This window comes from Streptomyces swartbergensis (genome assembly GCF_002148965.1).
Taxonomy (GTDB): domain Bacteria; phylum Actinomycetota; class Actinomycetes; order Streptomycetales; family Streptomycetaceae; genus Streptomyces; species Streptomyces swartbergensis.
Genome location: NZ_NGFN01000271.1, coordinates 1 through 11,768 on the forward strand (window position 1 = coordinate 1; position 11,768 = coordinate 11,768).

Annotated in this window: 8 protein-coding genes and 1 pseudogene; 7 read left to right on the forward strand and 2 right to left on the reverse strand. The window is 72.9% G+C overall.

The genetic code is table 11. From position 1 onward, the window contains the following. The 4 genes and pseudogenes from CA983_RS32000 to CA983_RS32015 all read left to right on the forward strand — a co-directional run. Nucleotides 1-153: pseudogene (locus CA983_RS32000) on the forward strand (16S/23S rRNA (cytidine-2'-O)-methyltransferase); the annotation flags it as partial. After that, nucleotides 150-1,055, forward strand: a complete 906-nt coding sequence (locus CA983_RS32005; RefSeq protein ID WP_086604294.1) for an NAD kinase — start codon at nt 150-152, stop codon at nt 1,053-1,055. The pseudogene CA983_RS32000 and the gene CA983_RS32005, both read left to right, overlap by 4 nt. 166 nt (nt 1,056-1,221) lie before the next feature. Beyond that, complete coding sequence (gene recN / locus CA983_RS32010; protein ID WP_086604295.1) at nt 1,222-2,940, forward strand: DNA repair protein RecN; 1,719 nt, start codon at nt 1,222-1,224, stop codon at nt 2,938-2,940. 207 nt (nt 2,941-3,147) lie between these two features. Beyond that, nucleotides 3,148-4,293, forward strand: a complete 1,146-nt coding sequence (locus CA983_RS32015) for a glycosyltransferase family 4 protein (RefSeq protein WP_086604296.1) — start codon at nt 3,148-3,150, stop codon at nt 4,291-4,293. 13 nt (nt 4,294-4,306) lie between these two features. Here CA983_RS32015 and CA983_RS32020 read toward each other — a convergent pair whose 3' ends face one another. Next, entirely contained in the window at nt 4,307-5,950 is a 1,644-nt protein-coding gene (locus tag CA983_RS32020; RefSeq protein WP_086604297.1) for a PucR family transcriptional regulator, read from the reverse strand. A 93-nt stretch (nt 5,951-6,043) separates the two neighbouring features. On the opposite strand from CA983_RS32020, the gene CA983_RS32025 reads away from it, so the two are divergent. Continuing rightward, the gene (locus tag CA983_RS32025; protein WP_086604298.1) at nt 6,044-7,000 is read left to right on the forward strand and encodes an LLM class F420-dependent oxidoreductase; all 957 of its coding nucleotides are present in this window, start codon (nt 6,044-6,046) and stop codon (nt 6,998-7,000) included. 21 nt (nt 7,001-7,021) lie between these two features. Here CA983_RS32025 and CA983_RS32030 read toward each other — a convergent pair whose 3' ends face one another. Beyond that, on the reverse strand, nt 7,022-8,824 hold the full coding sequence (locus tag CA983_RS32030) for a glycoside hydrolase family 15 protein (RefSeq protein WP_086604299.1): 1,803 nt from the start codon (nt 8,822-8,824) through the stop codon (nt 7,022-7,024). Nucleotides 8,825-9,344: 520 nt separating this feature from the next. Here CA983_RS32030 and CA983_RS32035 point away from each other — a divergent pair. Beyond that, nucleotides 9,345-11,003 carry a CTP synthase gene (locus CA983_RS32035; protein ID WP_086604300.1) on the forward strand — a complete coding sequence of 553 codons (1,659 nt, stop codon included), beginning with the start codon at nt 9,345-9,347 and terminating at the stop codon, nt 11,001-11,003. Between the two features lie 116 nt (nt 11,004-11,119). Further along, the gene (locus CA983_RS32040; RefSeq protein WP_010046035.1) at nt 11,120-11,746 is read left to right on the forward strand and encodes an NUDIX domain-containing protein; all 627 of its coding nucleotides are present in this window, start codon (nt 11,120-11,122) and stop codon (nt 11,744-11,746) included. Nucleotides 11,747-11,768: the final 22 nt, after the last annotated feature.

Here is an 11,768-nt window from a genome sequence, read left to right on the forward strand (position 1 = left end):
GCCTGGGGGCTGGGGCTCGGGGTGAAGGGCGTGACGGCCAGTCCGCTGCCCGGGCCGTCGGGGAATGTCGAATACTTTTTGTGGCTGCGGGCCGGGGCACCGGAACTGGACCCGGCCGATGTCGACCGTGCAGTGGCGGAGGGGCCCCGTTGACCGATAACCGAGCTCGTACTGTTTTCCTGCTCGCCCACACCGGGCGGCCCGCGGCCGTGCGCAGTGCCGAGCTCGTGGTGAAGGGGCTGCTGCGCTCCGGTCTCGGCGTGCGCGTCCTGGAGGCCGAGGCGCGTGACCTGCCGCTGCCGGACGAGGTGGAGCTGGTCAAGGAGGCCACTCCGCAGTGCCTCGACGGGTGCGAGCTGCTCATCGTGCTGGGCGGTGACGGCACACTGCTGCGCGGTGCCGAGTTCGCGCGGGCGTCGGGCGTGCCGATGCTCGGCGTCAACCTCGGGCGCGTCGGGTTCCTCGCCGAGGCCGAGCGGGACGACCTCGACAAGGTCGTCGACCGGGTGGTGAGCAAGGCGTACGAGGTCGAGGAGCGGATGACCGTCGACGTCGTGGTGCACCGCAACGGGGACATCGTGCACACGGACTGGGCGCTGAACGAGGCGGCCGTGCAGAAGGTGTCCGCCGAGCGGATGCTGGAGGTCGTCCTGGAGATCGACGGGCGGCCGGTGACGGGGTTCGGCTGTGACGGGATCGTGTGCGCGACGCCCACGGGGTCGACCGCGTACGCGTTCTCCGCGGGTGGGCCGGTGGTGTGGCCGGAGGTCGAGGCGCTGTTGATGGTGCCGATCTCCGCGCACGCGCTGTTCGCGAAGCCGTTGGTGACATCGCCGGATTCTGTGTTGGCTGTGGAGGTTCTGCCACACATTCCGCCGGGGGTGCTGTGGTGTGACGGGCGGCGGACGGTGGAGTTGCCGCCCGGCGCGAGGGTGGAGGTACGGCGGGGGGCCGTGCCGGTGCGGCTTGCTCGGCTGCACCATGCGTCCTTCACCGACCGGTTGGTGGCCAAGTTCGCGCTGCCTGTATCCGGGTGGCGGGGGGCTCCTCACTAGCGGTTTGTGGGGGGTGGTTTCTCGTCGCAGGCGGGTTCGGGTGGTTTGTGGTTGTTCGCGCAGTTCCCCGCGCCCCTTGAGGCCGGTCCACTCTCGTGGGTGACAAGACCGGGCCAGTCGCAATCCTTGGCTCGGACCTCGTAAGGTCGTGTCCGTGTTGGAGGAGATGCGGATACGGTCGCTCGGCGTGATCGACGACGCTGTCGTCGAGCTGTCGCCCGGGTTCACCGCGGTCACCGGTGAGACGGGTGCGGGCAAGACCATGGTGGTCACCAGCCTCGGGCTGCTGCTGGGCGGGCGCGCGGACCCGGCGCTCGTGCGGATCGGGGCCGGGAAGGCCGTCGTCGAGGGGCGGATCACCGTGGCCGAGGACGCCACGGCCGCCGTACGCGCCGAGGAGGCCGGGGCCGAGCTCGACGACGGGGCGCTGCTGATCAGCCGTACCGTTTCCGCCGAGGGGCGCTCGCGGGCGCACCTGGGCGGGCGCAGTGTGCCCGTGGGAGTGCTCGCCGAGCTCGCCGACGAGCTGGTGGCCGTGCACGGGCAGACCGACCAGCAGGGGCTGCTCAAGCTGTCCCGGCAGCGGCAGGCGCTCGACCGGTACGCGGGCGACGCGGTCGCCGTGCCGCTGGCCAAGTACGGCGAGGCGTACAAGCGGCTGCGGGCCGTCTCCGCCGAGCTCGACGAGATCACCACGCGCGCGCGTGAACGGGCCCAGGAGGCCGACATGCTGCGCTACGGGCTCGACGAGATCGCCGCCGTCGAACCGCGTGCCGGTGAGGACGTGGAGCTGGCCGAGGAGGCCGAGCGGCTCGGGCACGCCGAGGCGCTGGCGTCCGCCGCAGCGGTCGCGCACGCCGCGCTCGCGGGCAATCCGGAGGATCCGGAGGGCGTCGACGCCGGGACGCTCGTCGCGGGCGCGCAGCGGGCGCTGGACGCCGTACGGTCGCACGACCCGGCGCTGGCCGCGCTCGCCGACCGGATCGGGGAGATCGGGATCCTGCTGCGCGACGCGGCCGGGGACCTGGCCGGGTACGCCGACGATCTGGACGCCGATCCGCTGCGGCTGGCGGCCGTCGAGGAGCGGCGGGCCGCGCTGACCGGGCTGACGCGGAAGTACGGCGAGGACGTCGCCGCCGTGCTGGCCTGGGCCGAGCGCAGTGCCGCGCGGCTGACCGAACTCGACGGCGATGACGAGCGGATCGGGGAACTGACCGCCGAGCGGGACGCGCTGCGGGCCGAACTGGGCGGGCTGGCACAGGCGTTGACGGACGCGCGGACGGAGGCCGCCGAGCGGTTCGCCGCGGCGGTGACCGCCGAGCTGGCGTCGCTGGCCATGCCGCACGCGCGTGTGTCCTTCGACATCCGGCAGACCGAGGACCCCGACGGTGTCGAGGTCGGCGGCCGTCCGGTCGCGTACGGGCCCGCGGGTGCCGACGAGGTCGAGCTGCTGCTGGCCCCGCACCCGGGTGCGCCGGCCCGGCCGATCGCCAAGGGCGCGTCCGGTGGTGAGCTGTCCCGCGTGATGCTGGCCGTGGAGGTCGTGTTCGCGGGGACGGATCCCGTGCCGACGTATCTCTTCGACGAGGTCGACGCCGGTGTCGGTGGCAAGGCGGCGGTCGAGATCGGGCGGCGGCTCGCGCGCCTGGCGAAGACCGCGCAGGTCGTGGTCGTGACCCATCTCCCGCAGGTCGCCGCCTTCGCCGACCGGCAGTTGCTGGTCGAGAAGACGAACGACGGGTCGGTCACCCGTTCCGGTGTGAAGGTGCTGGAAGGGGAGGAGCGGGTCCGGGAGCTGTCCCGGATGCTCGCCGGCCAGGAGGACTCGGAGACGGCCCGGGCGCACGCGGAGGAGCTGCTGGCGACGGCTCGGGCGGATCTGTAGGGGAGGGCGGTCGCGCCTGTCGGGCGAAGAGCCGATCTTCACTCGTGTGGGTGACTCGGCCCGGCGCATCCGCCCGATGCCGCGCCCCACCGTCGCGCCGCCGGGCCTCGGGCGTTCCCGGAACCCGCATATGTCCTGGCATCCTTGGCGAGTACGCGTGGGAATCCTGCGCGGTGACCGCCCGACCCGAACCAGGAGCCCGGCCACGTGACCCCCGTGAGCAGCCACTCACCGCATGGCCAGTCGCCGTTGCGCACCGTGCAGGTGCTGGGCGGAGGCAACGCGGCCAGCAGTGCGCATGTGCGCTCCCTGGCCGCGGGGCTCGTCGCGAGGGGCGTGAAAGTCACGGTGTGCGCTCCCTATGAGGCGGATCACGCCTATGACTTCAGCGGGGTCGGGGCCGACCATGTGCATGTGCCGCGCAGCAGTGACCCGGTGTCGGTGGCGGCCCTGCGGGCGGCCTGCGCCGACGCCGATCTGGTGCACGCGCACGGGCTGCACGCCTCGTTCCGCACCGTGCTCGCTCTCAGCGGGCGGCGCGTGCGGACCCCGTTCGTCGTGACGTGGCACGACCGGGCGCATGCCGACGGGGCCCGCGCCCATCTGCTGCGGGTCCTGGAGCGCCGGGTCGTGAAGGCGGCCACCGTGGTGCTGGGGACGACCTCGGTGCTCGTGGACCGGGCGCGGCGGACCGGGGCGCGCGACGCGCGGCTCGCGGCCGTCGCCCTGCCCGGCCCCCGCAGGCCCGCGGAGCCCGACGACCCGGACCGGCTGCGGCCCAAGGTGCGTGCCGAACTCGGCGCCATCGGACGGCCGTTGCTGATGGCCGTCGGCTCCCTGGAGCGGCACCGCGGGTACGACGTGCTGCTGGACGCCGCGCGCGCGTGGCGCCGGCTCGATCCCGTGCCCCTGGTCGTGATCGCGGGCGAGGGGCCGCTGCGGGGCGAACTCCAGGAGCGGATCGAGGGCGAGGGGCTGCCCGTCCGGCTCATCGGGCGGCGCGACGACATCACCGACCTGCTCGCCGCCGCCGACCTCGCCCTGCTGCCGAGCCGATGGGAGGAGGCGCGCTCCGTCCTCGCCCAGGAGGCCCTTCACGCGCGCGTACCGCTCGTCGCGACCGACGTCGGCGGCATCCCCGAACTCGTCGGCGACGCGGCCGAACTCGTCCCGCACGGGGACGCCGAGGCGCTCGCCGGCACCGTCGTACGCCTGCTCGGCGACCCCGAGCGGCGGGAGCTGCTGAAGGCCAAGGGCGCCCGGCAGGCGGCGACCTGGCCGAGCGAGGACGAGACGGTCGCCCAAGTCCTCAGCGTGTACGACGAGTTGACCCAGCTCCGGCCCCTCGCCTAGAGCGCCCGGGGCCTCAGGGGACGTGCCTGCGGGCCCGCAGGGCCAGGCTCAGGGCCAGTACCGTCTGCGGGTCGTCGAGGTCCGTGCCCAGCAACTCCCCGATGCGTGCCAGGCGGTTGTAGAGGGTCTGCCGGTTGAGGTGGAGGTCCCGGGCCGTCTCCGCCTTGCGTCCCGCGTGGGCGAGGTAGGTCGACAGGGTGGGCAGCAGCGGCGGCCGGGAGCGCCGGTCGTGTTCCAGGAGCGGGCCGAGGGCCCGGTCGACGAAGGCGGCCAGGTCCGGATGGTCGCGCAGCCGCCACACCAGCAGGTCGATGTCCAGGCGCCGGGCGTCGTACCAGGGCCGGCCGGGCAGGCCCTGGGCCGCCGTGGCCGTCTCGGCCGCGTGCCGCAGGCCCGAGGCCGCAGCCGTCCAGCCGCCGGCCACCCCCACGACCACCACGGGCGGCGGCCCGCCCGGCCGCAGCATCCCCGCTCGCTCGACACCGGCCCGCAGCGCCGCCGCGACCCGGTCCGCGACCGTCGCCCGCTCCGGCTCCGAGCGCAGCCCCAGCAGGACCAGCACCCGGCCCTCGACCGGCCGTACCCCGAGCAGCACCGGCACGCCCACCGAGGCCAGTTCCTCGGACACCGCCCGGGCCAGCACGGCCCAGCCTCCGGCCGGTGACAGGGCGTCCCCGAGCCGCATGACGACCGGCAGCAGCGGGCCGTCGCCCGGCCGGAAGCCCAGCACGCGCGCCTGCGCCGGGGCGTCCTGAGCCGTGACCCGGCCCTCGGCGAGGTCCGTGAGGAAGTCGCCGCGCCCGCGCGCCGCCAGCTCCTCCTCCTGCCGCGCCTGCATCAGCACCACGGCCAGGATGCCCGCGGCCCGCTCGGCCGCCATCCGGTGCACGGGCGCCAGGGGGGTCCGCACCGGAAGCAGGACGATGCGGGCGCGGACGCCCCCGCTGCCGGGCCCGCCGCCCGGCACGTCCACCAGGACCGAGCCCGCGAGCGGCGGCTCGTCCTTGTGCTGGCCGCGCAGCCCCTCCCACACCTGGAGCGGGTCCGCGCCCTCGGGGCCGGCCCCGGCCGCGTACAGCAACTGCCCGTCCGCCGTCTCCAGGAAGACGGGGTTGCCGCCGAAGTCGGCCAGGATTCCCAGGACTTGGGGCACCCCGCCGCCGCCCAGCAGGGCCTCCGTGCACCGCCGGTGCACCTCCTCGGCCCGCTGGAGCAGCGCGTAGTGGCCGTTGACGATCTCGGTGTGGATCTCCTCCGTGACCGTGACGAACGGCACCTCGCGGTGCAGCTGGACGAGCGGCAGTCCGGCCGAGCGGGCCGTGTCGACGAGGGAGGCGGGCAGCCGCGTGAAGCGCGGGCCGAGTTCCACGACCAGGGCGGCGATGCCGCGCTCGGCCAGCGTGCGTACGAACGCCCGCTGTTCGGCCGGGCGGGTGCCGAGGCCGTAGCCCGTGGTCAGCAGCAGCTCGCCGCCCTTGAGCAGCGAGGCGATATGCGGCACCTCACCGGCGTGCACCCAGCGCACGGTCCGCCCGAGCCGGTCGGCGCCCGCCAGCACCTCGGGCAGCCCGCTGCGCAGACCCGGCAGCTCCAGTGCCCGCTGCACGGTGATCCCGGCGCCCTGGGTGTCGTAGCCGCTGTCCGTCCCGGTGTCCATGTGGCGGACGCTACCCGCGCGGGTGGCTCCCGGACATCTCACGGACGACGGAGCCCGGGATTGCGGTGGAGACAACCGGGTACGGGCGCGGTCATGGACATCAGCGTGGTCGCGGTGGGGCGGGAGGACGACAGTCCGGTCGAGGAGCCGTTGCGGGTGGCGATGCTCGCCGACCGGCTCGGGTACCGGGAGGTGTGGGCGGGCGAGGGACCGACGTGGGACTCGTTCGTCCTGGCGACGGCGATCGGCGCGGCCACCGAGCGGGCGACGCTGACGGCCGGGCCCGTGCCGGTGTCGGTGCGCGACCCGCTCACCATCGTCCGGGGCGCCGCGTCCACCGCGGCCGTCACCGGCCGGCCGGTCGGCGTGGCCCTGGGCACGTCCAGCAAGCGGGTCGTCGAGGGCGTGCACGGCCGGCCGCGGACCCGGCCCGCCGCCGCCCTCGCGGAGTCGGCGGCGGCCGTGCGCGCGCTGATGCACGGCGCGCCGGGCGAGCCGATCGTCCCCGGCAGCGGCTTCCCGCGCCGGCTGCCGCCGCCCGGAGGTGAGGTCACCGTCGCGGCGTTCGGTGAGCGCGCGATCGCCACGGCGGTGGAGCACGCCGACCGGATGCTGCTCGACATGGTCTCCCCCGAGCAGGTCCGGACACTGCGGGCCCGGATGCTCGCCGCCGCCGAGCGGGCCGGGCGTACGCCGCCGCGGCTGGCCGCCTGGCTGCCCGCCGCCGTGGACCCGGAGCCGGAGACGCTCACACAGGTCCTGCGCAGCGTCGCCGGCTATCTCACCGTGCCGGGCTACAGCGACATGTTCGTCGAGGCGGGGCTCGCCGCGGTCGTCGAACTGGCCGCCAAGGGAGCCGACCCGGACACCCTGCTGCGGGCCCTGCCGCCCGAGGCGGCGAACACGGTCGCCCTCGTCGGCGACGCCGGCACTGTCCGCGCCCGCATCGACGCCTACGCCGAGGCCGGCCTCGACGAGATCGCGCTGGTCCCGGCCACGGCGGGCGACCCGGCGGGGGAGCGGACGCTCATGGCCCTCAGGCCGGAGTGACACCCCCGAGGGCCGCCTCGCTCAGCCCCCGTACGCTCCCGAAGCCGTCAGACGCAGCGCCGTGTCGATGAGCGGCACGTGGCTGAACGCCTGGGGGAAGTTGCCGACCTGGCGCTGGAGGTGCGGGTCCCACTCCTCCGCCAGCAGGCCGAGGTCGTTGCGCAGTGACAGCAGCTTCTCGAACAGCCTGCGGGCCTCGTCCACGCGGCCGATCATGGCCAGGTCGTCGGCCATCCAGAACGAGCAGGCGAGGAACGCGCCCTCGTCGCCGGGCAGGCCGTCGACGCCCTCGTTGTCGCCCTGCGTCGGGTAGCGCAGGATGAAGCCGTCCGGCGTGGACAGCTCCCGCTGGATCGCCTCGATGGTGCCGATCACGCGCTTGTCGTCCGGCGGCAGGAAGCCCATCTGCGGGATCAGCAGCAGCGACGCGTCCAGCTCCTTCGAGCCGTACGACTGCGTGAAGGTGTTGCGTTCCTTGTCGTAGCCCTTCTCGCACACGTCCCGGTGGATGTCGTCGCGCAGTTCCTTCCACCGCTCCAGCGGGCCGTCGGCGTCACCGGACTCGATCAGCTTGATCGTGCGGTCGACGGCGACCCAGGCCATCACCTTGGAGTGCACGAAGTGGCGGCGCGGGCCGCGCACCTCCCAGATGCCCTCGTCCGGGTCCTGCCAGTGGTCCTCCAGGTAGCGGATCAGCTTCAGCTGGAGCAGCGAGGCGTAGTCGTTGCGCGCGAGGCCCGTCATGTGGGCCAGGTGCAGGGCTTCGGTGACCTCGCCGTAGACGTCCAGCTGGAGCTGGTGCGCGGCGCCGTTGCCGACCCGGACCGGGCCGGAGTTCTCGTAGCCAGGCAGCCAGTCCAGCTCCGCCTCGCCGAGCTCGCGCTCGCCGGCGATGCCGTACATGATCTGGAGGTTCTCCGGGTCGCCGGCCACGGCCCGCAGCAGCCACTCGCGCCAGGCGCGGGCCTCCTCGCGGTAGCCGGTGCGCAGCAGCGAGGACAGGGTGATCGCCGCGTCGCGCAGCCACGTGTAGCGGTAGTCCCAGTTGCGGACGCCACCGATGTCCTCCGGCAGGGAGGTGGTCGGCGCGGCGACGATGCCGCCGGTCGGGGCGTACGTCAGGGCCTTCAGCGTGATCAGCGAGCGGACGACGGCCTCCCGGTAGGGGCCGTGGTACGTGCAGTGGTCGACCCACTCGCGCCAGAAGTCCTCCGTCGCCTCCAGCGACTGCTCGGGCTCGGGCAGCGGCGGCGGCTCCTTGTGCGAGGGCTGCCAGGAGATCGTGAAAGCGATCCGGTCACCCGGCGCCACCGTGAAGTCCGCGTAGGTCGTCAGCGACTTGCCGTACGTCTCGGCGGATGTGTCGAACCACACGGAGTCCGGGCCCGCGACGGCGACCGTGCGCCCCTCGTGCTTGTGCACCCACGGCACCACCCGGCCGTAGGAGAACCGCATCCGCAGCGCCGAGCGCATCGGCACGCGGCCCGAGACGCCCTCCACGATCCGGATCAGCTGCGGGGCGCCGTCACGCGGGGGCATGAAATCGGTCACCCGGACCGTGCCCCGCTGGGTGTCCCACTCGGACTCCAGGATCAGCGAGTCACCGCGGTAGCTGCGCCGGGCCGCGGTGGGCGGCTGCTGGTCGGAGGCGTGCGCGGGCCCGAGCCGCCAGAAGCCGTGCTCCTCGTTGCCCAGCAGGCCGGCGAAGATGGCGTGCGAGTCGAAGCGGGGCAGGCACAGCCAGTCCACCGTGCCGTCCCGGCAGACCAGGGCAGCGGTCTGCATGTCTCCGATGAGTGCGTAGTCTTCGATGCGCCCGGCCACGTGCAACTCCAGTCGAACGGCCACGTCACCCCGCAAGGGGGCTGTCGCTAGTGCGGTCAAGGGGGTTTTTCAGCAAGTCTTGCAATGCGTCGTTGAGCGATGAAGCAAAACAGGTCACTCAGCCGTGATGCAAAGCGCCAATTGTTGCTCAACGAACTGACGAGCTCACGTTGTTCCGGTACTTACGGGCGGTGGGTGGTGCCGTTGGGCCGGCGGGCTCGGCAGTGAGTGTCCGAGCAGGATACGACGCACGCCGATGTTCCGGGTGCCCGTCCAGGCAAGGCGAGTACGCCGAACGAGTGAGCAACGGGTGAGAGACCGGTGAGGGCGACCGTCTCCGTGTCGGCGCGTGCGCGGAGCGTGGCCGGAAGCCATCGCCCCGCGGCGCTGATACGCTGGTAGCCCGTGGACCGGTGGGCAGCAAACCCCCGAACCGCAGCGACGGCGAACCCCCCGGAAACCTCCGGCAGACAGCCGTACCGCACCCCCAGACCGCGACCACGGGAGCCCCGTCTTGGCCATGCCGCCCGCCGCATTTCGTAATTCGACGACCAAGCACATCTTCGTCACCGGGGGTGTCGCCTCCTCGCTCGGCAAGGGCCTGACGGCCTCCAGCCTCGGCATGCTGCTCAAGGCCCGCGGTCTGCGCGTCGTGATGCAGAAGCTCGACCCGTACCTCAACGTCGACCCGGGCACGATGAACCCCTTCCAGCACGGTGAGGTGTTCGTCACCAACGACGGCGCCGAGACCGACCTGGACATCGGCCACTACGAGCGCTTCCTCGACCGCGACCTGGACGGCTCCGCCAACGTCACCACCGGCCAGATCTACTCCACGGTGATCGCCAAGGAGCGCCGCGGCGAGTACCTGGGCGACACCGTGCAGGTCATCCCGCACATCACGAACGAGATCAAGCACCGCATCCGCCGCATGGCGACGGACGAGGTCGACGTCGTGATCACGGAGGTCGGCGGCACGGTCGGCGACATCGAGTCGCTGCCGTTCCTGGAGACCGTCCGCCAGGTCCGGCACGAGGTCGGCCGTGACAACGTCTTCGTCGTCCATATCTCGCTCCTGCCGTACATCGGCCCCTCGGGTGAGCTGAAGACGAAGCCCACCCAGCACTCGGTTGCGGCCCTGCGCAACATCGGTATCCAGCCGGACGCGATCGTGCTGCGCTGCGACCGCGAGGTCCCGACCGCGATCAAGCGGAAGATCTCGCTGATGTGCGACGTCGACGAGGCCGCCGTCGTCGCCTGCCCCGACGCCCGCTCGATCTACGACATCCCGAAGACCGTGCACGGCGAGGGCCTGGACGCCTACGTCGTCCGCAAGCTGGACCTGCCGTTCCGTGACGTGGACTGGACGACCTGGGACGACCTGCTCGACCGCGTCCACAACCCCGACCACGAGATCACCCTCGCCCTGGTCGGCAAGTACATCGACCTGCCCGACGCCTACCTGTCGGTCACCGAGGCGCTGCGCGCCGGCGGCTTCGCCAACCGCGCCCGCGTCAAGATCAAGTGGGTCACCTCCGACGACTGCAAGACCCCGGCGGGCGCGGCCCAGCAGCTCGGCGACGTCGACGGCATCTGCATCCCCGGCGGCTTCGGCGACCGCGGTGTGCTCGGCAAGGTCGGCGCGATCAAGTACGCCCGCGAGAACAAGATCCCGCTGCTCGGCCTCTGCCTCGGCCTGCAGTGCATCGTGATCGAGGCCGCGCGCAACCTGGCCGACATCGGCGACGCCAACTCCACCGAGTTCGACCCGGCCACCGCCCACCCGGTCATCTCCACGATGGCCGAGCAGCTCGACATCGTCGCCGGTGAGGGCGACATGGGCGGCACCATGCGGCTCGGCATGTACCCGGCGAAGCTGGCCGAGGGCTCGATCGTGCGCGAGGTGTACGACGGCAAGGAGTACGTCGAGGAGCGCCACCGGCACCGCTACGAGGTGAACAACGCCTACCGCGCCGAGCTGGAGAAGCGGGCGGGCATCCTGTTCTCCGGCACCTCCCCGGACGGCAAACTCGTCGAGTACGTCGAGTACCCGCGCGAGGTCCACCCGTACCTGGTCGCCACCCAGGCACACCCGGAGCTGCGCTCGCGCCCCACGCGCCCGCACCCGCTGTTCGCCGGGCTCGTCAAGGCCGCGGTCGAACGGAAGACTTCGAAGTAACACACCAGTTGTACGGTGGCCGGGGTGCATCCCTTCAAAGGGTGTGCACCCCGGTTTTCGTTTCGGCACGTCGGGCCCGGCACGCGGAGTCGTGCCGGGCACGTGGAAGGACAGGCATGACGATCAAGGACACCCCGGAGGAATGGGAGATCCGGGCGACGGACACCCCCTTCGTGGGCAACAAGACCTCCGTCCGCACCGACGACGTGGTCATGCCCGACGGCACCGTGGTCGGCCGTGACTACCAGGTCCACCCCGGCTCCGTGGCCGTCCTCGCCCTCGACGAGGCCGACCGCGTCCTGGTCCTGCGCCAGTACCGCCACCCCGTGCGCCACAAGCTGTGGGAGATCCCGGCCGGTCTGCTCGACGTCCCCGGCGAGAACCCGCTGCACGCCGCGCAGCGCGAGCTGTACGAGGAGGCGCACGTCAAGGCCGAGGACTGGCGGGTGCTGACCGACGTCTACACCACCCCCGGCGGCTGCGACGAGGCCGTCCGGATCTTCCTCGCCCGCGGTCTGTCCGAGGCCGAGGGCGAGCGCTTCGCGGTCGCGGAGGAAGAGGCCGACATGGAGCTCGACCGGGTGCCGGTCGAGGACCTCGTCCGCGGCGTGCTGGCCGGGGAACTGCACAACAACTGCCTCGTCGTGGGCGTCCTCTCCCTGGTCGCCGCACGCGCCGGCGACGGCCTGGACGCACTGCGCCCGGCCCAGGCGCCGTGGCCGGCGCGACCGTTCGAGGCGTGAACCCTCCGGGGGTGGGCCGGGT

Coding starts and splice junctions, on each gene's coding strand:
- recN (WP_086604295.1), top strand. CDS start 1,222: ATGCGGATACGGTCGCTCGGCGTGATCGACGACGCTGTCGTCGAGCTG.
- CA983_RS32025 (WP_086604298.1), top strand. CDS start 6,044: ATGGACATCAGCGTGGTCGCGGTGGGGCGGGAGGACGACAGTCCGGTC.
- CA983_RS32035 (WP_086604300.1), top strand. CDS start 9,345: ATGCCGCCCGCCGCATTTCGTAATTCGACGACCAAGCACATCTTCGTC.
- CA983_RS32020 (WP_086604297.1), bottom strand. CDS start 5,950: ATGGACACCGGGACGGACAGCGGCTACGACACCCAGGGCGCCGGGATC.
- CA983_RS32040 (WP_010046035.1), top strand. CDS start 11,120: ATGACGATCAAGGACACCCCGGAGGAATGGGAGATCCGGGCGACGGAC.